Source organism: Limosilactobacillus walteri, from assembly GCF_014830205.1.
Lineage (GTDB): Bacteria > Bacillota > Bacilli > Lactobacillales > Lactobacillaceae > Limosilactobacillus > Limosilactobacillus walteri.
Genome location: NZ_QORN01000007.1, coordinates 1 through 22,979, shown reverse-complemented (window position 1 = coordinate 22,979; position 22,979 = coordinate 1). Strand labels below are relative to the sequence as shown.

Below are 22,979 nucleotides of genomic sequence, written 5' to 3'. Positions count from 1 at the left end.
ATTCTTTTCTTTATTTTAATACCCGTACATGGGCTGCTTGTGGTCCCTTTTGTCCCTGGACAATCACAAGCGAAACTTCTTCACCTGGATGAAGAATGCGATGTCTCGTTCCTTCGATTCCACTATAATGAACAAAAATCTCACCTTCATGGGGAACGGTAATAAAGCCCCATCCCTTTTGTTCATCAAAACTCTTTACTTTTCCTTTGAGCATTTCTACCAACTCCAAAATAAAATACCAAGCAACAAGCGTCACTTGGTATTTTACACCGCTTAAAAATAATTGTCATTTACCGGTTAACGAAAACCGCTAATTTTTAGATATTATTAGTTTTCCAAGCCCTCATCAACTGTTTCAGGGAAGTTTTCACGAACAATTGCTGCACACCGAGCACATAGTTCAGGATAAGCCGGATCGCTGCCAACATCTTCTTTAACCATTCGACAACGAGCACAGGTCTCGCCCTTTGCAGTTGTAACCTTAACAGCAACACCGTCATTATATTGATCAGCATCAGCTGGAACATCATCAGCCGAATGTTCATGAAGAGCAGAAACACCGAGTAGCAATTGAACATTTTCATTAAGACTATCAAGCAGTTGCTTTTGACTAGCCGTTAAGTAAAGGTCGACTTGAGCTTCAAGCGATTTACCAATCAATTTTGCATTCCGTGCTTCTTCAAGACTCTTGAGTACGTGTGACCGAATTTCCATAAATTCATCCCACTTGCTCAATAATTCCTCTTCACCGTCAAAAGACCGTGGATCTGGAATTTCTGTTAGTTGAACAAAGTCTTCTGGCTCATTCATGTAACTCCAAACTTCTTCAGTCGTGTGAGGAAGAATTGGGGTAAGCAACTTAACTAATGTTAATAAGATATCATAGAAGACCGTTTGCATTGAACGACGAGCTTCAGAATTTTCTGCTTCAATGTAAAGAACATCCTTGGCAATATTCATGTAGAAAGCAGAAAGGTCATTGTTAACAAAGTTGATTAAAAGTTTGTAAGCATTTAGGAAGTCATAATTATCAAAGTCTTCCCGCATCTTCTTTAAGAAATGATTGAGTTTAACCAACATGTATTTGTCAACTGATTGGAGTTTTTCATACGACACAGTATCTTCTTCTGAATTAAAATCAGCAGTATTAGCTAGCAAGAAGCGGAATGTATTTCGCAACTTCCGATAAGCTTCCGAGATCTGTTGGAAAGTTCCCATTGAAACCCGTACATCAGCAGAAGTATCAGCACTCATTACCCATAAGCGAATAATTTCTGCCCCCATTTGTTGAACAACCTTGTTAGGATCAATAACATTTCCTTGGGACTTGCTCATCTTGTTGCCACGCTTATCAAGCGTAAATCCTTGAGAAACGATTTCCTTATATGGGGCATGACCAGAACAAACAACACTTGTGATCAAACTAGAATTGAACCAACCACGGTATTGGTCAGATCCTTCAAGATACAGGTCGGCTGGATACGTTAGGTAATCACGTTCCGCTAAGACACCTTGATGTGAAGAACCAGAATCAAACCAAACATCCATAATGTCAGTTTCCTTAGTGAACTTACCATTTGGTGAATGTTCATTAGTATATCCTTCAGGCAAGAGGTCCTTGGCATCCCGTTCAAACCAAACATTCGAACCGTACTTTGCAAATAAGTCAGCAACGTGGTTAATTGTTTCTTCTTCCATAATTGGCGTGCCATCTTCAGCGTAGAACACCGGTAACGGTACACCCCAAACCCGTTGACGGGAAATTACCCAATCACCACGGTCCTTAATCATGTTACGAAGACGAACCTTCCCCCATTCAGGATGGTACTTCACATCTTCAAGCGCATCTAAAATGTTTTGTCGCATTTTTTCAATTGAAACAAACCATTGATCAGTTGCACGGAAAATAATTGGCTTCTTTGTCCGCCAGTCAAATGGATAACTGTGTTGAAGCGGTTCTTGAAGAAGTAAAGCATTATTCTCTTCTAACTTTTGAAGAGAAACGTCATCAGCATCTTGGTAGAATACACCGTCAAAGCCGTCACCGTTTTCTTTCGTTAATACCCCTTGATCATTGATTGGGGCAAAAATTGGCAAATCATATTTCTTCCCAAAGTTGTAGTCATCATCACCATAACCAGGAGCGGTGTGGACTAAACCAGTCCCCGCATCGGCTGTAACATAATCAGCTAATCCCACTAAAAGGTCACGGTCAAGGTATGGGTGCTGAGTTGTCATTCCTTCAAGTTCTTGACCAGCAAGGTGATCAACAACTTCATAATCTTCCCAGCCAAGTTTTTCAGCTAACTTTTCAAGGAGATCTGTTGCAACAACAAATTTCCGATCATCATTGGCAGGCTTTACAACGGAATAATCAAATTTAGGATTAACCGCCACCGCTTCTGAAGCAGGCACGGTCCATGGAGTAGTAGTCCAAACAACCATATATGTATTATTGTCTAAACGTTCCTTACCATCCTTAACTTGTTCGGCAAAGAAGGCGGTCTTAGCAACAACATCATGGTATTCAACTTCAGCTTCTGCCAAGGCAGATTCAGAAGACCAAGACCAGTATACTGGCTTTTTAGCTTGGTATAACAGGCCCTTCTTTGCAAACTCACCAAATACCCGAATCTGAGCTGCTTCGAATTCTTTATCAAGAGTAAGGTACGGATGATCCCATTCGCCACTGACACCTAAACGCTTAAAGTCGGTCCGCTGCTTATCAACTTGCTTTAATGCGTATTCGCGACATAAGTCACGGAATTCTGTTAAACTCATCTTTTTCCGATCATAGCCCGATTTTGTTAATTGGTGTTCAATTGGTAATCCGTGAGTATCCCATCCCGGAACATAAGGTGCTCGGAACCCAGCCATTGACTTATAGCGAACAATAAAGTCCTTTGAAATCTTATTCATCGCATGACCAATGTGAATATTCCCATTTGCATATGGAGGACCATCGTGAAGGACAAAGGTTGGCTTACCCTCATTCAATTTTTGTCGTAATTCGTAAACTTTATTTTCTTCCCATAGCTGTTCCCGTTGCGCTTCTGTCACCGGTAATTTTCCACGCATTGGAAATTTTGTCCGGCCAAGGTTTAATGTATCTTTGACACGCATTGTAATTACCCCTTTCATTAACTCGTATTTTAATAATAAAAAAGCTTCCTCCCTATACTGGGACGAAGCTTTTTCGCGGTACCACCCGGATTCAAAACTTTAAATATATTAAAGTTTCCTCAAATCATTTTTAACGGTAATGACCCGCCTTATCCTACTGGATCGATCAGATAAGGTACTCCAAGATGATCAGAAATAACTAAACATCATCAACCTCTCACCATCTGTTGACTCGCTTTGGTGTTATTATAGCTATTCCACTTCTTATCAGCGATTTTATTAAAATACGTTTCTAGTGTCCTACTTGTTGCTATCTGGAAAGACAACAACCGTTTCAGGTGAATTAGAACCATCATTACTATTATCAGTTGGTTGTTCCGCTGCTGCATCTTCTACTGGTTGTTCTGTTGACTCCGTAGTCGTTGCAGTAGGTTGTGCTGGTTGAGCAACTGGTTCTTCACTAGAAGTTGTTGCAGTTGATTCTACACTGGTTGTAGAACTGCTGTCAAGACGACTTCCCAAAATTTTTTCAATTTCATCATATTTACTCAAATCATCATTTTCCAAAAGCTTGTCCCACTCGTTGCTCTTAATTACTTCTAATTGGGATTCAAGCATTACTTGGAGACGCTGACGGAAGATTCGGGTTTGCTTGCGAAGGTCATTAGTCTCACTGGTCAACTTCTTAGTTGAGTTTGCTGCGTCTTCAATAACCTGATTAGATTTATCATTAGCCTCAGAAACAATATCAGTAGCCTGCTTTTGCGCTTCACGGATCATGATATCGGCTTCCCGTTTAGCATTATTCTTTACCTTATCAGCAGCTTCTTGGGCAACTAAAATAGACTTGTTCAAAGAGTCCTTTAAGTCAGCAAAGTATTTAATCTTACTATCATTTGCCCGAACTTGTTCTTGTAAATTATTATTTTCGGTTATTAATTGCTGAACAGTCTGTGAAACTTCTTGAAGAAATTCTTGAACTTCTTCAGGATTGTAACCACGCATCTTTGTATTAAATTGTTTATTGTTAATTTGATCAACCGTCAAACTCATGAGTAAATTCCTCCATTCAAATTACGCATTTACAATTGAAATGGTAATTCTTTCTTTATCTTTTTTTGTTTTTCCATTGGTCATATCGATCCGCAGGCGGCCACCATGTCGAACAGAAATCAAATCATGTACCACAACTTGATAATCTGGGCGATTTACTTCCTCCCAATTTAATCGAACTTGACCATGCTCTATTAATTGTTTTGCTCGGTTCCGTGAATAATTAAACCCCGCTGCTACAACTACATCTAATCGCAAAGAAGAAACAGTTGTTACTAGCGGTGTCCATTCTTCAAGCGGTACTACTACTGCTTCGGGTGCAACTGGCAGCCATTTAACTTTTATTCGGCCCACATGATCTACGTTTTTGCGTAAATACTCAGCCATCGTTTTAGTCACAATGACTTGCCACCGTAGCCCATCAGTTAAAATATCCCCGAATGCGCTACGTTCAAGTCCTTCACCAATCAATGTCCCCATAATTTGACGATGATGAAGTTCTGAAAATTTAGCAGGATAATTAACCTCTAAAACCTGTAAGGCAAAATCATCTATAGAGGGTTCATAATAAGGCGGATAAATTAAAACTCGTTGCATTTCTGCGCCTTGCCAACCACCATACATTTTTATTTTAACATTGTTATTACGATTAACAATCGTTTGGACAATAAAACGTTCACGCGGATTCAAAAAAGGAGTTAAGATTGGCCGATATTGACCTTCAGCAGTAGCAATCCAATCATTTGCCTGATCAATAAGCGGAGCTTCCTCCGCGCGAAAATGTTGTTTAATATTATGCTCGTTCAAAATATTCCTCGCTTAGATTACTAAAGGATTGCTGAAATATGTGCTAGACCAGCTTGAACAAAATATAAAACTAAAATAGCGACCATCGGAGCAAAACTGATTCCTCCAATTGGTGGAATAAAGTCAAACCAGTGCATATATGGCTCTACCAATCGATTAATAATGTCGCCTAAACGTGAATTACGCGCGTTAGGAAACCACGACATAATACACCAAACGATGATTACTAAAATATAAGCATCCACCAATTGATAAAGAGCCCACAATAAAAATGCGATCATATAAACTCCTTTTAGTGACTAAAATTTGTCACCATCATTTTTTAAATTACTTGTTAAATTACCTGATATTTCATAATTTTTAGGCGTACATAAGAAAATTTCCTTGCCAATACGTTTCATCTCGCCATCAATTGCGAAAACAGTACCATTCAAGAAATCAACAAGCCGCGCTGCAACACTAGAATCCATTTGGGTAAAATTAACAATTACGGCATGACCATCAAGTAACTGCGAAGCGATTTGTTTTACATCAGCATATAATCGTGGCTCATATAATGAAATTTGGCTCAGCTGGTTTACTCGTCCGCTATTAATCGGCACAATTTTATTATTAGAATTTGTAGGAGTTATATTGCTTTGATCAGTTGACTCATAATAGTTTTCTTGTTCATCAATATCTTCATCCCCAAACAAGCTTTTTAGAAAGTTTGCTGCCATTGTGATTGCCTCCTTAATTAAATTAGATAGACGCAAAAAGGCGGATATATTGATCCACCCTTTACTTAAGTTATTTACTTACGACGATTCTTGAAGAACGGTGGAGTCGATAAGTTAGTATCATCATTGTCATCCGTATTAGCCGCATCATCGTTAAATACATTGAATTCTGGCTTAGTAACATGTGAGAACTCGTTGTCAGAATTTTGTGATTGATTACTGGAATCTGCTGTCGGATCATTCCAGCCATCAAAAGGATCCCGTTGTTTAGGTTGTTCAATAGGCTGTTCTTCCCGTTGAACTGGACGCGTTACTCGTGGTGCATCATTTTCTGCTGGTTTTTGTTGTTGAATCTTCTTTTTCTTATCAATTCCAGTTGCAATAACAGTAACTCGTACTTCATCACCTAATGATTCATTTAATGACATACCAAATGAAATATCAACGTTGGTACCAGCAGCTTGTTTAATAACATCAGATGCTTCTTGAGCTTCAAACATTGAGAGGTCCTTGCCACCAGTAATATCCATTAAAACATGTTGTGCCCCGTCAATTGAAACTTCAAGCAATGGAGAAGAAATAGCCTTCTTTGTTGCCTCGGTAGCCCGGTTCTCACCAGTTGAGGAACCAACACCCATTAAAGCTGATCCTTGGTTAGACATTAATGTCTTAATGTCAGCAAAGTCAAGATTGATGTATCCAGGGGTAACAATCAAGTCAGAAATACCTTGGACACCTTGACGAAGAACATTATCAGCTTCCTTAAAAGCTTCCATCATCGGCGTCTTTTTATCAATCATCTCAAGTAAACGGTTATTAGCAACGATAATTAAAGTATCAACGTTAGCCTTTAACTTTTCAAGACCCTCAGCAGCGTAACGTGCACGCCGTGGTCCTTCAAATGAGAATGGACGAGTAACAACACCCACTGTTAAAGCGCCACTGTCCTTGGCAAGCTTAGCAACAACTGGTGCAGCACCAGTACCGGTACCACCACCCATACCAGCAGTAATGAAGACCATATCAGCCCCTTCAAGTGCCTTTTTGATTTGTTCTTCACTTTCCTGAGCGGCTTTTTCTCCTACTTCAGGGTTAGATCCTGCGCCAAGACCCTTTGTTAATTTAGGTCCAAGACGAATTTTTGTTGCAGCTTCTGAATTATTTAGTGCCTGTAAATCAGTATTGGCAACGATAAAGTCAACCCCTTGCACCTTTTCTGCAATCATTCGGTTGACGGCATTACCGCCACCACCACCGACACCAATTACCTTGATTCGTGCTTCCGCAAATTGGTTTTCAGTAGTGATCGTTTCATTATCCATAGCAGTATTCCTCCGTAAAATTAGTCAAATAGATTATTAAAGATATTCTTAAATCGGTTGCTAAATGCACTTTGCTTCTTTTTCTTTTGTTGTGGTTTTTCAGCAACTAGCCGCTGTTGGGCTTGTCGTTGTGCCCGTTCTCGCTGCTTAACTGATTCTTCAGGCCATTCCTGATTAACAGTATTGGTACTAGTTGTTTGGGATTTTTCTTCGTGCGGACTCTTAATTGTATCAACTTTTTGGACAGTTTGCTTAATTAAACGATCAATGTCAGATAGTTGATTTTCATACATTCCTAAAGCCAAACTAACAGCATACCGAGGATGGCGAATTCCCATTTGCTCCGGAACATTCACCTTGATACTACCAGTGAAATACTGTTCAGCAAGTTCTTTAATTCCCGGTAAAGCAGCGACTCCACCGATTAATACCACACCACCTGGTAATTCTGGCGCGTGAATTGCTTGTAGCTTACTTTGAATACGTTCAAAGATTTGACGTACCCGTGCTTCAATTACTTCTGATAAATACTGCTCTGAATATTGGACGGGGTCATTTTGACCAACAACATCAACGTCTACCTGCACCTCTTCATCCGCTAATGATGCCATTGCATATCCATGGTTAAGCTTAAGTTGCTCAGCATTTTTTAGCGAAGTATTCATAACAGTGGAAATATCTTTGGTAATATATTTTCCACCTTCAGGATCAACATATGTATATTTCAATTGATGATCATGGATGATGCTAGTAGTCGTTTGGCCCCCACCTAAATCAACGACAACAGTTCCAAAATCTTGTTCACCATCATTCAAAAGGTTGAAGTCTGTAGCAATTGGGGTAATAACAAAATCCTTAATGTCATACCCGGCCTGTTGAACTGCTTTTTTTGTGTTATGAATAATGGTCTTAGGTCCCGTGTAAAGGGTCGCTTTCATTTCTAAACGAACACCGACCATTCCCCGAGGATCTTTGATACCAGAAAAGCCATCAACGGTAAATTCTGTTGGGATTAAATCTATTATTTCACGCTCTGGCGGAATACTTTGCGTTAATGCTTCACGTGCTACATCAATCACATCTTGATTGACAATCTCTCTGGACTGTCCTCTCGTTGCAATTGTAATCATACCATGTACCCGTTGCATTTGTAAGTAGTTCGCCGGTAAGCCAACTACAACACTCTTAATTTCCACGTTGGACTTTTCCTCGGCCTGTGCTACCGCCGCCGAAATTGCTTGGGCGGTCTTATCAATGTCGACAATAACTCCTCGGTTCAATCCTGCCGATCGTTCTACACCAACACCAATAACTTTTAACTGACCCTTAACACTTTCACACACCAGTGCTTTGATCGAGGTGGTTCCAATATCTAATCCAACGTATACTTCTGAATTATTCATTCTAAAAGGAACCCTCCTAAGACTATTATTAACTTAATTATTTTTGAATTTTATTTAACCTACATAAGATTTTACCACACATAAACAACGACAAAAAAGAGAATTATCAAGGTTTTTCACAAAATCATTTATCCTTAGAGCCATATCCATAAGAATATGCTCCTACTTGAAGGTCAATTACTCCTTTATCCTTCATGCTTGCCGCTATCGCAGGATAATATGCTAACTTATCACCAACCGTATTAAGATCTGCGTAAACAGTATTTCCATCTCGCATATAAATTATTATTCGGTCAGGATAATTCTTAGTTGGTTGATAGTTGACACTAGAAATACCATTTCTTACAGCTGGTTTTAGCTTTCCTAACTGCGCAGCCGTCGTTGCCAAGGCTTCACGGTGACCATCAAAACGTTTATAGGCAATCCCGTTATCCGCCGTTTTTGTTCTCTGTAACTTTCCATTTGCTAAAACTGCATATGTATCATTATTCATTACTGCCGTTCCTAACAGCGCATTCTCTTTAACTGTTAACTTCAGAGATTGTGGACCGATCACTTTGATGGTGACGTCTTTTATTTGCGGACTATTTTGCTTCGCCTGTTGAGCAATCTTATGCCGATTGAGATAAACGCCCCAGATAAAGCGTCCGGGATAAACAGTAGTTTTCTTTTCAACTTGTGTTCTTGTTAAATCATGATTCCCATTTATTTTTATATCTTTAACCTTGCTATAAGGAGAAATGATATAAAACATCAGGAGAAGGATTAAACTAAATAAGATAACTAGCTTTAAAACGCGCTCGCCATTTGAAACATACCGTTTAACTTTAATACCGCGTATCTTATTACCAATATGAGCTTTAGGAGACTTTTTACCTTCTTGCCGCTGCTTGGCGGCCGCACTGCGTTTTTCTAACTCTGTTAGTCGTTGTGAATATTTATGATGTTCAACAGCATATTTCCCATTTGTCATCCATACTCCTCCTACTAAAGTTTAGAAAACAGTCTACCCTTTGCTTAGTGCTCATCGATTGCCTTGTGTAAAACCTTAATTAGGCGATCAGCAGCATCGGGCCGGCCCATTTTTTTAGCAGCCTCAGCCATTTTTTCCCGAAGCTGTTCATCTTCCATGATTTTATCTGCTTGAATTAATAGTGAACGCGAATCTAATTTGTCTTCTGTAATCATTAAACCTGCATTATTGCGAACAAGCGCTTGGGCATTTTTAACCTGATGATTAGCAGTAACATATGGACTTGGAATCAAAATTGTTGGTACGCCGAGAGCAGTTACTTCAGCAATGGTTGTTGCTCCTGCTCGTGATACTAATGCAGCAACTTTAGGCATCTTGGCTGGCATATCTTTGATGTAAGGAACAACTTTAACATTGTTTGCTATCTTAACATTTGCTGCCGTCAATTGCTCTTTTACAGAATCGTATCGTTTCTGCCCCGTCGCAAAGATAACTTGGTACGGTCGCTTGTTAAACTCAGCAATTGAATCAACTACGGTCTTATTAATCTTTGGAGCCCCCTGACTACCACCAAAAATCATTAAAGTCGGGACATTATCTTTCAAATCGTAGCTTGTCCATGAAAAGTCACTATCCTTTTGGGCAGCAACTTGTTGCGCACGCGGATTACCCGTCATGGTCACTTTTGCAGTAGGAAATTGATTTCTTGCTGCTTCAAATGCAATTGCAATTTGGTCAACATAGCGACTTAAAAACTTATTAGTAACCCCCACCACACTATTTTGTTCATGAATAACTGTCGGAATGTGTTTTTTAGCAGCTGCATATAAAACTGCTCCACTAACATATCCACCTGTTCCGAGGACAACATCTGGTTTAAAATCTTTAATAATTTTTTTGGCATGGTGCACAGAATTCAAAAAAAGGTAAACTGTCTTAAAATTTTCAAGTGAAAGAGAACGCTTAAATCCTTGCATATGCATGGTTTCAAGTTTAATGCCTGCATCAGGAACGATTTTATTTTCAAGTCCACGTGTGGTGCCGACATAAAGTACCTCTGTATCTGGCTCCACTTGTTTCAACCGTTCAATTAAAGCTAATGCTGGATAGATATGGCCACCTGTTCCGCCACCTGATACTAATAATCGCATCTTACTTCTCCTTTCGCCCTGTCAGTTTTTCAACTGCTTCAATAAATTTATCGCCACGTACTTCAAAACTTGGGAATTGATCCCAACTTGCATTTGCTGGCGATAAAAGAATTACATCTCCTGGCTCACTTAACTTCCATGCTTCGGGAACAGCTGTAATTGCATCTTTACTTTCGATAATCGTTGGTATCTCTGCCTGTTGAGCAGCATCCTTCATTTTATCTTTGCATTCACCAAATACAACGATTGCTTTCACATGTTGCTTAAAGTAGGGAACTAAGCGTTCAAATGTATAGCCGCGGTCTAGTCCGCCGGCTAAAAGAACTACTGGACGCTTAAATCCTTGAAGAGCTACCTCTGTTGCCTCGATGTCTGTTGACTTAGAATCATTGTAAAACAACCGATCTTGGTACTCCGTTACATATTGCAGACGATGACGAACTCCACTAAAAGTAGTTAAAACTTTTACAATCGCTTCATTAGAAACGCCGCTTAATTTAGCAGCAGCAATAGCCGCAAGTGCATTTTCAACATTTTGGGGTCCAATCAACCGAATATCTTCTGCCTTCATAACTTTTTCGCCACGCCAGTAAATTATGCCATCTTCAACGTAACTACCCTCATGGCTCTTGTTTAAACGCGAAAATGGAACTATTGTTGCTTGACTTCGCCGAGAAATTTTTTGCCATTCATCCCGATCCCAATTAATTACTAAAAAGTCGTTCTTCGTTTGGTTCCGCGTAATATTTAGTTTGGCATTAATGTAATTCTCTCGCGTTTTATGATAGTCCAAGTGATTCGAAAAAATGTTAGTAATAATAGCAATATGCGGATGGATTGTTGGCGCACCAAGCAATTGAAAACTCGACAGTTCTGTAACAAGGGTATCATCCGGTCCTAATTGCTCCGCTACTTTACTAAATGAAACCCCAATATTTCCAGCATATTTTACTTGGTGTTTTGCATTTTCAGCAATCATTAATTGCGTCAAAGTGGTAGTTGTCGTTTTACCATTACTTCCCGTAATGCTAACAAGGTGACCATCAAAAATTTGCCAACCTAATTCTGCTTCAGTAATAATTGGTGTTCCCTGCTTAACAAATTTGGCTACTAATGGATTGTCATATGGAATGCCCGGATTTTTCACAACGACATCAAATCCTTCATCAGCTAAAGATAAAGGATTATCGCCAGTAATTACCGTTATTCCATCGGCTTTTAACTCATCAACAACTTTATGATCTTTTGGAATAGCCTGATCATTAGCTGTGACATGAGCACCCAATTTTACTAATAAACGGGCAGCATTAATTCCGCTAATCCCAAACCCCATTACAAGTACTTTTTTATCTTGATAATCATTGATCTTTTTCATTTAACTGTACTCCTTAACCAACTAATAGGATTGTCGTAACAGCAATAATAGATGCTATTAAGCCAACAAGCCAAAAGACAATATCAATTTTCCATTCACTCCACCCACACATTTCAAAGTGGTGATGGATCGGTGTCATCTTAAAGATCCGTTTGCCTGTTGTTTTGAATGAGGCAACTTGCAGAATAACACTTGCCGTTTCACAGACATAAACAATTCCAATTACTAATAATGACCATTCATGATGAAGAAGCAATGAAACGGCTGCTAGTGATGCCCCAATTGCCAATGACCCCATGTCCCCCATAAATATTTTGGCTGGTTTATGGTTATAAGGAAAGAAACCAAGCAAGGTTCCAATCATTGCTAAACAAAACAAGGCAATTTCTGGATAACCAGGCTGATTTAGGTTTACCAAGGCAATAATCAAGTATGCAGCAAATGAAATAATTGATAAACCACTAACCAAACCATCAAGACCATCAGTTAAGTTAACAGCATTGGAAAAACCAACAATCCAAAAAATAATGAATAACCCATACAGCCATCCGACCTGAGTTGTTCCAAAGCCCATTTGAAATCCTTCATGCTGATAAATAACAGTAAATACCATTGCAGCAAGTACTTGACATAATGCCTTTTGCCATGGTTTAAATCCTTCATTTTGATGATGGAAAATTTTAATACTGTCATCCCACATTCCAATTAAGCCATACACTATTAGGACAAACAGAAGTGCCCATAAGGTATTAGTTATTAACCCTTGCCATGCAGCAACCCATAAAACTGTTACAACGGCAGAAAAGATAAATAACAATCCTCCCATTGTCGGGGTACCGGCTTTTTTCTTATGCCAGGTAGGACCTTCTTTTCTAATTTGCTGCCCTTCTTTTTTTGCCCGAAAATATTTAATTAATGAGGGCATTAATAAGAACGTAATTAAAAACGAACTTAAAATTGTCAAAACTGCACTTAAAAAATTCATATTGACCTCCAATTAGTTTTGAATGCTAGTTTTTTGCTTCGTATTGAACTGTCAGCGTAGCTCCACGTTTTACCGTTTCATTAGGTGAAATGCTTTGCTTAGTAACATAACCTGTGCCACTTTCCTTCACATCTAATTTAAGGATCTTTGCCAATTGTTGAACATCAGCGGAACTCCAACCCGCTAAATCAGGCATATGATACTCACCGCCAGTAGCAAGAATAATGTGCTGATCAGTAAGTACCTGCTGATTTGGTTCTACAGATTGTTGCTTAACCTTTTTATTTGAACCGATTACAACTACTTGCATTCCCTTTTGTGACAGTTGCTTATTAGCTTCTTCACTCGATTTGCCTACAACGTTCGGCATCGTAATAACTTTCTTTTTAGCCTTTTCGGCGACTTTTTGCTGACTTAATAGCATCTTCATGGTTGGATTAAAGACGCTAGCAATTTGTTTAGTTGCCGGTTTCTTTAAGTTTTGTGGCTGTCTCAATGTTACATAGATAATATATTTAGGATTTTTAGCTGGTGCCATCCCGGTAAATGAATATAAGTAACTTGTATCACCGGTTGAATAACCATGAGCGCCACCAATCTGGGCGGTTGCCGTTTTCCCAGCAATCCGGTATCCCTTAATCTGATAGTCATGCCCCAACCCTTTTTGATCATAAATAACACCCTGCATATAGCCAAGCACTTTATTAGCTGTTGAAGCTTTAATCGGATGACCAACAACTTTGGGCTTTACTCGCTGAATAGTCTTACCGCTATTGCCATCCACGACCTTGCTAACAATATATGGTTTCATCATCTTACCATTATTGCCAATTGCGCTAAATGCTTGCATCATCTGCATTACATTTACCGTAATCCCTTGTCCAAAAGCCGTATTTGCTTGAGCAAGGGCGCCCTTAAACGTTGTATATCCGTTAACTTCATTTCCCATTCCAACTACATTTACTTTTTTTAATAAGCCAAATCGTTTAATATATTTCATCCAAGTGTCAGCTCCCATATCTTGTTCGATATGGGCAAACCCAACATTACTTGACATATCAAATGCATCTTTGTAGGAAATAGTTCCCCAACCTGAGCTTGACCAATCGGTGATTTTTCCACCACCCATTGCCCAAGTTCCCGAGTTAAAGGTTGCATTAGGATTAAAATGACCAGTATCGATAGCCGCAGCTAATGCGAGAATCTTCATTACTGAACCGGGCTCATAAGCATCTTGAACAAGCATGTTTCGCCATACTGGATTATTTTCTGCATGAAGGGTTGGCCGTTGAGTAGCTGCAATGATTTTCCCTGTTTTTGCTTCCATTACAACTGCCGTCATTGAATTAGCATCAGAACTTTTATAAACTTTATTGACCTTATTTTCCAGAAAATGCTGCGTTTGTGAATCAAGGGTAGTATAAATATTATCACCATTAATTGCTTTTTTAGTTACTTGCTTTGAGTTTGCTATCTGATAACCATAAACATCTTGCTTATCTTTTCGTAATCCATTCACGCCGGTAAGCTGTTTATCAAAATAGCCTTCAAGGCCTAATTGACCAACAAGGTTAGTTTCATCTGTCCCATTATTATTTTTAACTTTGGGTGTTGCCATCCCAATTATCTGGGAAGCAAATTCGCCTTCTGGATACTGACGAGCCGGAGTTGCAATAAAATTAATTCCGGGCAAATGATAATTTTTAATCTTTTGCATGGTTGAAACAGATAAGTTACTACCGGCACTACCAAATTCAACCTGATATACCTGTCCTTTGGGTTTCAAAACCTTCTCAATTTGAGTAGGTGTAAGATCAATATATTTTGACAATATTTGCGCTGTTTTTTTACGGTCTTTAACATAAAGCGGCTTACCATCGGAAGATTTTTGAGTTCGATCTAATACAGCATACAAAGTATACTTGCTCGTATCTGTTGCGATCGCATTTCCGTCTGCATCATAAATGTTTCCACGCCGCGCTTGAATAATCCGGTGCTGGGTATAAATTTGTTCTGCCTGTGATCGTAAATTAACATGCTGAACATCCTTATTTATTGCGATATACGCAAAACGAACGATAAACAAGGTAAACATTCCAACCGTTATTAGAAAGAGCCATTTGCCAAAGGTCCCTCGGTTTTCTCTATGTCCCCTATTTTTCGTTCGTTGTGGCTTCTTATTCATTATTTATTAACGTTCCTTACATTTGAATTTTTATCTGTTAATCCATACTTGTGTGCTGCTGATTTCAAATGCGATTGACTCGTCAATTCAGCAATTTCTTGCTGCGAACTGGTATTGCTACTTTTCGCCTTACTAATTTGAGTTTGTATATCTTGTAAGTGCCGTTGCTGATTATTGATATTAATTTTAGTAGAGAGAAGATTAAGCATTAAAGTCAACGTTACTAAACTTCCAACAACTACTAAAAAACGTTCAAATTTCGACCACCTAACTGGACTTGGTGCAATTCTCGGTTGTCGTGAAACTTTTTTCTTAGGTATTTGCCGAGGTTGCTGCTCTCCCGCAAGTTGCCTTGCCGCATTTGAAACCATAATAAGTCACTTTCCTTCTTTTATTTTTTCAATGATTCTTAACTTAGCACTATGCGCACGATGATTTTCTGCTAGTTCTTCTTCACTAGCGACAATCGGTTTCTTATTGATTAATTTAAAGTTTGGTTCCATTCCCGTTGGAATCACTGGTAATCCTTGTGGCACATCATCACTTAATGTCGTTTTCTCGCGAAACATCGTTTTTACTAAGCGATCTTCTAATGATTGGAACGTAATTACACTAATTCGTCCGCCAACATTTAACATATCTAAGGCTTGCTCTAGTGACTCTTCTAGTGCCCCTAGTTCATCATTGACCGCAATTCTAATTGCTTGAAAACTTTTTTTGGCCGGATGCCCCCCATGCCGACGAGCTGCTGCAGGAATAGCACTTTTTATTACATCAACCAATTCGAATGTCGTTCTAATTGGGGTAAGTTTACGTCGTTGCTCAATTTTACGAGCAATTTGTTTTGCAAAACGTTCTTCCCCATAACGATAAAGAATTTTGACAATCCGCTCATATGGCCATTCATTAACAACCTCCATCGCCGATAGCGATTGTTCTTGATTCATCCGCATATCTAATGGCGCATCGTGCTGATAACTAAACCCCCGTTTAGCATCGTCAAATTGTGGTGATGACACGCCCAAGTCGTATAAAACGCCATCAACGTGATTAATATCATAACGGCCTAAAGCTGCTTTTAAGTTGCGAAAATTATTCTCAACTAAAGTTAATCGATGCTGATCGATTGCTGATTTTAACTGCTCTCTATTGTATTCAATTGCAGTTTTGTCTTGATCAAAAGAATATAGATGACCACCCGCTAGCTGTTTTAAAATCGCCTGCGTGTGGCCACCACCACCTAATGTTGCATCAACGTAAGTGCCGGTTGATTGCACATTTAATCCTGCTACGGCCTCCTTCAAAAGTACCGTTACATGTTTAAATTCTGCCATCAACTAAACCCTCCATTTAAAAATCAATATTAAGATCTTCTGCAATCTCATCAAAATTCTCAGCCGTATCGTTTGTAAACTTACTCCACCGCTCATTGCTCCATATTTCTAAACGATTTGAAACCCCAACAACTACGCACTTTTTGGTAAGTGTAGCATGTTTGCGTAAGGTCAACGGAATATTGATCCGTCCTTGTTTGTCAATTTCACAATCTGTCGCAGCAGAATACAAAAATCGCACAAACGCCCGTGCGTCGCGCTTTGTTAGTGGTAAAGCTTTTAACTTTTGCTCTAAAAGCTTCCATTCTTCTAACGGGTACCCGAATAAGCATCCGTCTAACCCCCGAGTAACAATGAAGTGCGTGCCTAACTGTTCTCGAAATTTGGCAGGGATAATTAATCGGCCTTTGGTGTCAATTGTATGTGTAAATTCACCCATTAACACAACCAAATTACCCCCTTACCACTTATAGGTCAAGTCTACCACAATCCCCCACTTCTCACCACGTAATTTTGTGAATTTTATCAAAAAGTAATAGACGCTTTATAAATCACTTATATTTAAAATACAGCAAAAGGCTCGTAACTGCTTTGAATTGCAGTCGCAAGCCTTATACTAACGGTAGCCATCGCGAAATAATAAAGCTACCTATATATATAATTAACGCATAGTATGCAGAATATCGCCAAAATACCGGCCAATAACGACGATAAAGGAATTCATGGTTATGGGCAATTTGTAAAGCAATTAGAATCAATGCTAAAATCATCCACAAGGCAATCGGATAGGCAGGCCAATAATACCCAAGATTAACAATGATCAAAATCCATAAAATAATGGTCCATCCCCACCATAAATGTTTAACTTTTTTGTTAAAGTGAAAAATTCGTAAAAATAAGTGCTCGACAAACCAAATAAAAATCAATAAAATAATTTCCAAAATTATAACGCGAATACTTACCGCCACACTCTTTCAGTTCCTTTCTACTGATGTAAATAACTTAAGTTTACCATAATTTAAAACAAGATTTGAAAAAGACTGTAAAAATGCGTTACACTACTATTATCGATAAATGGAAGGACGGTTAATAATGCAGCGAAAAAAGAAGACCCGTTTCCAAAAGATTACAATGGTTGCAATTTGGCTAATGTTGATTGCAATGCTTGGTTCATTGATCTTTGGTGCTGTTGCATCCTTAAACTTAATCTAAATTAAAAAAGAGGCTTGGCGTAAAATTCGCCGGCCTCTTTTTATTCATCTTTTTGTTTATAAACTTCCCGTGGTTTTGAGCCGTTAGCTGGACCGATAAAGCCTCGCTGTTCCATGTCATCAATAATTCGTGCGGCCCGATTATAACCAATCCGAAACCGACGCTGAATTAGTGATGTCGAAGCCTTTTGCTGGTCAACAACAAAGTCTAAAGCTTCTGGGAATAATTCATCCTCTTCTTCCGCCTGCTCTTCTTGTTCAATTTCATTGTCAGTTACAACCATACTATCATCATATTCAGCTGGTCGCTCATTTTTAATAAAGTCAACGACCGCCTCAACATCATGATCTGAAATAAAAGCGCCTTGAATTCGGACTGGTTTATTTTGATCGATCGGTTCAAATAACATATCACCTCGTCCTAACAGTTTTTCGGCACCATTAGTATCAATAATCGTTCGCGAATCAATTCCACTTGAAACAGCAAAAGCTATTCTTGACGGAACATTAGCCTTAATTAATCCGGTAATAACGTCAACAGATGGCCGTTGAGTTGCAAGAATCATGTGGATACCAGCTGCCCGCCCCATTTGAGCAATCCGGACAATTGCATCTTCAACATCATGTGAAACAGTCATCATCAAATCAGCTAACTCATCCACAATAACAAGAACCAGCGGTAAACTTGGCTGGGGTTCATCTGGATGTTCCTCATTTTGTTGCACAAGCTTGTTATAGCCGTCTAGGTTGCGGACACCAAATTTAGCAAATAGTTCATAGCGTCTTTCCATCTCAGCGACTACCTTACCAAGTGCCCGGGCTGCCTTTTTTGGTTCTGAAACAACCGGACTTAGTAAATGAGGAATTCCATTATAAACACTTAGCTCCACCTTTTTAGGGTCAATCATCAACATCTTAACCTGATGAGGTTTGGCTTTTAATAAAATACTCGTAATAATAACATTAATTGCAACGGACTTCCCACTACCGGTTGCTCCGGCGATTAATAGATGAGGCATCTTAGTCAAATCAGCCATTTTAACATCCCCTGTAACACTGCGTCCAAGGGGAACTTCCATCGGGTTATCATTATTGGGAGCATTTTCGACCATATCACGAAAACCAACCGTCGCAATCTGTTGGTTAGGCACTTCAATCCCAATCAGTGATTTTCCAGGAATTGGTGCTTCAATTCGAATATCCTTAGCAGCAAGAGCCAATGCTAGGTCATCGGCTAAATGAGTAATTCGGCTAACCTTTACTCCCACTGCTGGACGTAATTCATACTTGGTTACTGATGGCCCAAGATTTACATTTTCAACCGTTGCATCAACTCCAAATGATTTTAATGTTTGCTGAAGCGTCTGTGTATTTTTCTTAATATTGTGAAGGTCTTTTTGCTGATCGGTTGCTTTTACTTGACTCAATAAGCTAACCGGTGGCAATTGATAATCATCATCTTCTTGCGCATCAATTCCTGCTAAGTCCATCTCTCCAGCTGTACTTTCCGCCGTATCCACCACTGATGCAGGAGCCGCTTTGCTATCGGGCTGGCTTTCACTCGCTACCCGAATAGTTGGTTCAGCTGATTGGGATACGGGCGCTGAAGCTGCTGATGGCGAATCAATTTCTGAATCATTATCAGCAAAAAAGTCTTTAACCTGCCGCGAAACTTTGGCAATTGGTACATTTATTGAGGGCGCTGTGGTCGGTTCACTGACATTTTCAGCTCGCTTTTTCATTAATTGATCATGAGCATCAGCGACTACCGCCCCCGATTTTTTAATCCCGATTCCCAATTTAACTAAGAATTCTCGCCATGGTAACGCAAAGAAAATAATTATCCCAATAGTCATTAATAGCCAGGACAAGATTGCCGTACCTACTTCAGAAATCAAAATATTGCTTCCGTTATATAGGTAAGCACCAACCATCCCACCACCAATCAACACTGTTGAATCGCCATTAAAAATCACTTTGCTAAGATTGTTCCAGGTTGTTTCTATTATCTTTGAATGTAGACTAAGCTGTTGAAACATTGCGGTTTGTAGCCACATTAACAACCCTGCATACGCAATAATTGTTCCAAGCACCCATCTTTTCTTAAAATGAGGCCAATGACTATAAAGGGCAAAACATAGGCCGTAAAGGAAAACTATAATCATAGCAATAGGGTACGTTTCACCGACAAAAATTTTGAAACAGTTGTCGAGAAAGGTCCCTAACATACCCAAATTAAATAGGCCGACTAACATTAATAAACAAATGATTATACCGATTAAGTTATCAATTAGTCGATACTGTTGTTTTTTCTTTCGTGTCGGTCCCTTTGTGCGGCGGGATGATGTTTTTCTTCTTCTCGCCATGGTAACGTGCCTCCTTAAACTTACTTTAATTTATCAAATTCGTAACGGTGAACTCGTGCTAAATTAGGGAAGCTTTGTTGTCGTAAAGCTTCATAAATAACGATTGCTGCACTGTTTGATAGGTTCAGTGCCCGAATATTATTATCATTTTGTGGAATCCGAACTGCATTTTCAGGATATTTTTGCATAAATCGTTCCGGTAAACCAGTCGTTTCTTTACCAAACAAGAAATAATGGTCTCCTTCATCTGTGTAATCAACATCTGTATAATCATGAGTCGCAAATTTTGACACAATATATAAGTGCTTTATATCTGGAATTGTTTCCATGAATGAAGGTAAATCTTCATGATAAGTTATTTTAACTTTATCCCAGTAATCTAGTCCAGCTCGTTTCATATGCTTGTCGTCAGTTGAAAAGCCAAGTGGTTTTATTAAATGTAATTCTGTATTGGTTCCCGCACAAGTACGCGCAATATTACCCGTATTAGCTGGAAAAAGCGGTTCAAATAGGACAATATGATTGGTCATAGTAAAATCTCCTTAAACAAATAAAAAAAGCAGGGTCTCGGTGTGGGCACGGCGAAACGCTGCTTTAATGAAGTACTCCTTGATAATCACCAACGAACATATTCATTTCGATGTCAATTATCAAACGATTTCTTATAATAATTTAGCACTAATTTCTTATTTATGCAATATTTAAATCAACTTTTTTTCACAATTAACAAACTAACATCGACAGTAATTTTTGTTAAACTGCTTAATTCTTCATTAGTTAATGGTTTAGCATTCTCTCCCCAATGTAAAGGTGTCATTTCTAGCATTGCTGCCTGTAATCCAGCAGGAATATTAAATTCATACGTAATCGCTTGATGTCGACAATTAGGATAATGCTGCTTAAATAGCTTTAGCACTCGTGAATTATCGTATTGGTAATTTCGCTCGCCAGCTTGATACAATAAATGGCGTAGTTCAACTAAATAATTCGCGTTAGGAATTACTTTAATAAGAGTTCCATCATCTTTAAGGACACGGTTAAATTCACGATAATCAGATGGTGAGAATAGTTCAAGAATAAAATCAAAACTACTGGCAGCAAAAGGTAACTTCCGCAAATCAGCGACACAAAAGAAAGCGTTCAATGGTAATTGCGTAGCTAAAGTTATCCCTGGTTTTGAAATATCAAACCCAACCATTGTGTCATTACATTTAGACCTTAAATTTGCTAATTGAAGTAATGGCGTTCCCTCACCAGTACCAACATCTAATATCCGCATTGCTTTTTGCGGCATTAATTGACTTATTTTTTGAATAATTGGCTTAAATAATCCTGCTGTTAACAGCTGACGGCGCGATTCAAACATTTCGCGACTATATTCCGTATTAGCGGCACCATTAAGAAAATGAAGGTAACCATGACGATTAAAATCAAAATGATGATTATTTTCACAAATCAAACTATTTCCTGTCACCGATATCATCTTTTGCCTACAGACAGGACACTGAAAAAGCGCAAGATTTTTGGCCACAAGGGCACGCTGACGTTCTACTTTTTTCACTTTTGTTCCTCCAACCACTTTAAAATTACTAAGAACAGTGTATCACAGCTAGAATTACGATGGGCAAATTGCTATTATATAGGTAAGCATTTTCAAAAGGAGGAAATTGACGTGACTGAACAATTTCTAATTGGAACATATACTAAAAAGACAAGTAAGGGTATTTATAAGGCTACTCTTGACACAGATCAAGGTAAAATTACTAATGTGGAATTAGCAATTCCATCACAAAAGCCAGCATACCTGCAAGTTGGTAAAAATGGACGAGTTTATGCTATTAAGCAAGTTGACGATCAAGGCGGTGTTGCATCCTATTCACTTAGCGATAGTAATGCAAAAATGTTAAGTGATGTTTTAGCTGCTGGTGCACCTCCTGCATATGTCGGCTTAGATGAAGAACGCCACTTACTTTATAGTGCAAACTACCACACAGCTAAAGTTGATGTATTTAAAATCAGTCCTGATGGTGAATTAACCCAAACTGATTCAGTTCTTCATGAAGGTGCAACTGGTCCCCAACCAGAACAAGAAGCTCCACATGTCCATTACGCTGATCTTACACCTGACAAGCGACTTGTTGTTTGTGACCTCGGAATGGATCTAGTAGTTGTTTACGATATATCAGATGATGGTAAACTAACGGCAGTTTCTCGCTATAAATGTGAAGATGGTTTTGGTACACGCCATATTGCATTCCATCCTAATGGTAAGTACGCCTACTTATTAGGTGAACTAAGCAGTAAATTAGAAGTCTTAAAATACAACGATAAAGACGCCAGCTTTAAGCATCTTCAAACTATTAAAACAATCCCTGCAACTTGGACAGCGCATAACGGTGCTGCTGCTATCCGTATTTCAAAAGATGGCAAATACGTCTACACTTCTAACCGTGGGGAAAATACAATTGCTGTTTTTGAAATTCAACCAGATTTCACGGTAAAACACATTCAATCTATCTCTACTGAGGGTGACTTCCCCCGTGACTTTAACCTTAGCAAAGATGAAAGTTATCTATTAGCATCTAATCAAAATTCTGATAACCTCACATTGTATAAACGTAACCCAGAAACAGGAAAATTGACACTTATTCAAAAAGATATTTATTGCCCTGAACCAGTTTGTGTTATGAAGTGGAAATAATAAATAAAGGAAAAATTTGTTAAGCCTTTTCCATCATGCCTAATATCGATATAGGGATATCATCTTTATATCGATATTAGGCATTTTTCTTTTAAACGCCTTAGTTAACTCTAATCCTATCTACAAACAAAATTGGATATTTGAATTTAAAAGCTTTATTTCATACTCCTAGATTTATAAAGTCTTACTTAAAACAAACTCTTTATAAGAAAAAAGACCAACGTGTAGGAAACTACACGTTGGTCTAGTCTGCGTGGCAACGTCCTATCCT

22 protein-coding genes and 1 other annotated feature are annotated in these 22,979 nt (G+C 38.8%); of the genes, 2 read left to right on the top strand and 20 right to left on the bottom strand.

All coding sequences use genetic code 11. The features are described from left to right. Positions 1–10: 10 nt before the first annotated feature. The 17 genes from DTK66_RS02420 to DTK66_RS02340 form a co-directional block, all read right to left on the bottom strand. Positions 11–214 carry a cold-shock protein gene (locus tag DTK66_RS02420; RefSeq protein ID WP_153930186.1) on the bottom strand — a complete coding sequence of 68 codons (204 nt, stop codon included), beginning with the start codon at positions 212–214 and terminating at the stop codon, positions 11–13. 113 nt (positions 215–327) lie between these two features. Then, positions 328–3,123 (bottom strand): isoleucine--tRNA ligase, encoded by a 2,796-nt coding sequence (gene ileS, locus DTK66_RS02415; protein ID WP_191667672.1) that lies wholly within the window; start codon positions 3,121–3,123, stop codon positions 328–330. A 55-nt stretch (positions 3,124–3,178) separates the two neighbouring features. After that, positions 3,179–3,403 (bottom strand) — a binding site (T-box leader). Positions 3,404–3,423: 20 nt separating this feature from the next. Continuing rightward, entirely contained in the window at positions 3,424–4,176 is a 753-nt protein-coding gene (locus DTK66_RS02410; protein ID WP_191667671.1) for a DivIVA domain-containing protein, read from the bottom strand. 21 nt (positions 4,177–4,197) lie between these two features. Next, positions 4,198–4,983 carry a YlmH family RNA-binding protein gene (locus DTK66_RS02405; RefSeq protein ID WP_153930183.1) on the bottom strand — a complete coding sequence of 262 codons (786 nt, stop codon included), beginning with the start codon at positions 4,981–4,983 and terminating at the stop codon, positions 4,198–4,200. Positions 4,984–5,003: 20 nt separating this feature from the next. Further along, positions 5,004–5,264 (bottom strand): YggT family protein, encoded by a 261-nt coding sequence (locus DTK66_RS02400; protein WP_153930182.1) that lies wholly within the window; start codon positions 5,262–5,264, stop codon positions 5,004–5,006. 18 nt (positions 5,265–5,282) lie between these two features. After that, on the bottom strand, positions 5,283–5,702 hold the full coding sequence (locus tag DTK66_RS02395) for a cell division protein SepF (protein WP_153930181.1): 420 nt from the start codon (positions 5,700–5,702) through the stop codon (positions 5,283–5,285). Positions 5,703–5,776: 74 nt separating this feature from the next. Then, positions 5,777–7,024, bottom strand: coding sequence for a cell division protein FtsZ (gene ftsZ, locus DTK66_RS02390; RefSeq protein WP_153930180.1), 1,248 nt, complete (start codon positions 7,022–7,024; stop codon positions 5,777–5,779). Between the two features lie 20 nt (positions 7,025–7,044). Then, positions 7,045–8,427, bottom strand: coding sequence for a cell division protein FtsA (gene ftsA, locus DTK66_RS02385; RefSeq protein ID WP_153930179.1), 1,383 nt, complete (start codon positions 8,425–8,427; stop codon positions 7,045–7,047). 124 nt (positions 8,428–8,551) lie between these two features. Then, a complete protein-coding gene (locus tag DTK66_RS02380; protein ID WP_153930178.1) occupies positions 8,552–9,400 on the bottom strand; it encodes a cell division protein FtsQ/DivIB in 849 nt (282 codons plus the stop codon). A gap of 44 nt (positions 9,401–9,444) precedes the next feature. After that, positions 9,445–10,551, bottom strand: coding sequence for an undecaprenyldiphospho-muramoylpentapeptide beta-N-acetylglucosaminyltransferase (gene murG, locus DTK66_RS02375; protein ID WP_191667670.1), 1,107 nt, complete (start codon positions 10,549–10,551; stop codon positions 9,445–9,447). 1 nt (position 10,552) lies between these two features. Continuing rightward, positions 10,553–11,926: a UDP-N-acetylmuramoyl-L-alanine--D-glutamate ligase gene (gene murD / locus DTK66_RS02370; protein ID WP_191667669.1), complete on the bottom strand. Its 1,374-nt coding sequence runs from the start codon at positions 11,924–11,926 to the stop codon at positions 10,553–10,555. A 13-nt stretch (positions 11,927–11,939) separates the two neighbouring features. Further along, the gene (gene mraY, locus DTK66_RS02365) at positions 11,940–12,911 is read right to left on the bottom strand and encodes a phospho-N-acetylmuramoyl-pentapeptide-transferase (protein ID WP_153930175.1); all 972 of its coding nucleotides are present in this window, start codon (positions 12,909–12,911) and stop codon (positions 11,940–11,942) included. A gap of 25 nt (positions 12,912–12,936) precedes the next feature. Beyond that, entirely contained in the window at positions 12,937–15,096 is a 2,160-nt protein-coding gene (locus tag DTK66_RS02360; RefSeq protein WP_191667668.1) for a penicillin-binding protein, read from the bottom strand. Next, entirely contained in the window at positions 15,096–15,467 is a 372-nt protein-coding gene (gene ftsL2 / locus DTK66_RS02355) for a cell division protein FtsL (RefSeq protein WP_153930173.1), read from the bottom strand. Before ftsL2 ends, DTK66_RS02360 begins: the two co-directional genes overlap by 1 nt. A 6-nt stretch (positions 15,468–15,473) precedes the next feature. Next, on the bottom strand, positions 15,474–16,430 hold the full coding sequence (gene rsmH, locus DTK66_RS02350; RefSeq protein ID WP_191667667.1) for a 16S rRNA (cytosine(1402)-N(4))-methyltransferase RsmH: 957 nt from the start codon (positions 16,428–16,430) through the stop codon (positions 15,474–15,476). Positions 16,431–16,446: 16 nt separating this feature from the next. Beyond that, entirely contained in the window at positions 16,447–16,875 is a 429-nt protein-coding gene (gene mraZ, locus DTK66_RS02345; protein WP_191667666.1) for a division/cell wall cluster transcriptional repressor MraZ, read from the bottom strand. A 166-nt stretch (positions 16,876–17,041) separates the two neighbouring features. Next, the gene (locus DTK66_RS02340; protein WP_191667665.1) at positions 17,042–17,398 is read right to left on the bottom strand and encodes a hypothetical protein; all 357 of its coding nucleotides are present in this window, start codon (positions 17,396–17,398) and stop codon (positions 17,042–17,044) included. 124 nt (positions 17,399–17,522) lie between these two features. Here DTK66_RS02340 and DTK66_RS02335 point away from each other — a divergent pair, with 124 nt between their 5' ends. Next, a complete protein-coding gene (locus DTK66_RS02335) occupies positions 17,523–17,642 on the top strand; it encodes a DUF4044 domain-containing protein (RefSeq protein ID WP_003666746.1) in 120 nt (39 codons plus the stop codon). Positions 17,643–17,682: 40 nt separating this feature from the next. On the opposite strand, the gene DTK66_RS02330 is transcribed toward DTK66_RS02335, so the two are convergent. The 3 genes from DTK66_RS02330 to DTK66_RS02320 all read right to left on the bottom strand — a co-directional run bounded on the left by DTK66_RS02330 (position 17,683) and on the right by DTK66_RS02320 (position 21,568). Continuing rightward, entirely contained in the window at positions 17,683–20,007 is a 2,325-nt protein-coding gene (locus tag DTK66_RS02330) for a DNA translocase FtsK (RefSeq protein WP_191667664.1), read from the bottom strand. 20 nt (positions 20,008–20,027) lie between these two features. Next, positions 20,028–20,537 carry a tRNA (uridine(34)/cytosine(34)/5-carboxymethylaminomethyluridine(34)-2'-O)-methyltransferase TrmL gene (trmL, locus tag DTK66_RS02325; protein WP_153931510.1) on the bottom strand — a complete coding sequence of 170 codons (510 nt, stop codon included), beginning with the start codon at positions 20,535–20,537 and terminating at the stop codon, positions 20,028–20,030. Between the two features lie 176 nt (positions 20,538–20,713). Next, the gene (locus DTK66_RS02320; protein ID WP_191667663.1) at positions 20,714–21,568 is read right to left on the bottom strand and encodes a methyltransferase domain-containing protein; all 855 of its coding nucleotides are present in this window, start codon (positions 21,566–21,568) and stop codon (positions 20,714–20,716) included. A 111-nt stretch (positions 21,569–21,679) separates the two neighbouring features. Between DTK66_RS02320 and DTK66_RS02315 the strand changes: the two genes are divergently transcribed. After that, positions 21,680–22,708: a lactonase family protein gene (locus DTK66_RS02315; RefSeq protein ID WP_191667662.1), complete on the top strand. Its 1,029-nt coding sequence runs from the start codon at positions 21,680–21,682 to the stop codon at positions 22,706–22,708. Positions 22,709–22,979: the final 271 nt, after the last annotated feature.

Excerpts from the sequence above, each read along its gene's own strand:
- trmL (WP_153931510.1), bottom strand. The coding sequence starts at position 20,537 with ATGACCAATCATATTGTCCTATTTGAACCGCTTTTTCCAGCTAATACG.
- DTK66_RS02360 (WP_191667668.1), bottom strand. The coding sequence starts at position 15,096 with ATGAATAAGAAGCCACAACGAACGAAAAATAGGGGACATAGAGAAAAC.
- murG (WP_191667670.1), bottom strand. The coding sequence starts at position 10,551 with ATGCGATTATTAGTATCAGGTGGCGGAACAGGTGGCCATATCTATCCA.
- ileS (WP_191667672.1), bottom strand. The coding sequence starts at position 3,123 with ATGCGTGTCAAAGATACATTAAACCTTGGCCGGACAAAATTTCCAATG.
- DTK66_RS02420 (WP_153930186.1), bottom strand. The coding sequence starts at position 214 with ATGCTCAAAGGAAAAGTAAAGAGTTTTGATGAACAAAAGGGATGGGGC.
- murD (WP_191667669.1), bottom strand. The coding sequence starts at position 11,926 with ATGAAAAAGATCAATGATTATCAAGATAAAAAAGTACTTGTAATGGGG.
- DTK66_RS02410 (WP_191667671.1), bottom strand. The coding sequence starts at position 4,176 with ATGAGTTTGACGGTTGATCAAATTAACAATAAACAATTTAATACAAAG.
- DTK66_RS02335 (WP_003666746.1), top strand. The coding sequence starts at position 17,523 with ATGCAGCGAAAAAAGAAGACCCGTTTCCAAAAGATTACAATGGTTGCA.
- DTK66_RS02380 (WP_153930178.1), bottom strand. The coding sequence starts at position 9,400 with ATGACAAATGGGAAATATGCTGTTGAACATCATAAATATTCACAACGA.
- ftsZ (WP_153930180.1), bottom strand. The coding sequence starts at position 7,024 with ATGGATAATGAAACGATCACTACTGAAAACCAATTTGCGGAAGCACGA.
- ftsA (WP_153930179.1), bottom strand. The coding sequence starts at position 8,427 with ATGAATAATTCAGAAGTATACGTTGGATTAGATATTGGAACCACCTCG.
- DTK66_RS02330 (WP_191667664.1), bottom strand. The coding sequence starts at position 20,007 with ATGGCGAGAAGAAGAAAAACATCATCCCGCCGCACAAAGGGACCGACA.
- rsmH (WP_191667667.1), bottom strand. The coding sequence starts at position 16,430 with ATGGCAGAATTTAAACATGTAACGGTACTTTTGAAGGAGGCCGTAGCA.
- mraY (WP_153930175.1), bottom strand. The coding sequence starts at position 12,911 with ATGAATTTTTTAAGTGCAGTTTTGACAATTTTAAGTTCGTTTTTAATT.
- DTK66_RS02395 (WP_153930181.1), bottom strand. The coding sequence starts at position 5,702 with ATGGCAGCAAACTTTCTAAAAAGCTTGTTTGGGGATGAAGATATTGAT.
- DTK66_RS02400 (WP_153930182.1), bottom strand. The coding sequence starts at position 5,264 with ATGATCGCATTTTTATTGTGGGCTCTTTATCAATTGGTGGATGCTTAT.
- ftsL2 (WP_153930173.1), bottom strand. The coding sequence starts at position 15,467 with ATGGTTTCAAATGCGGCAAGGCAACTTGCGGGAGAGCAGCAACCTCGG.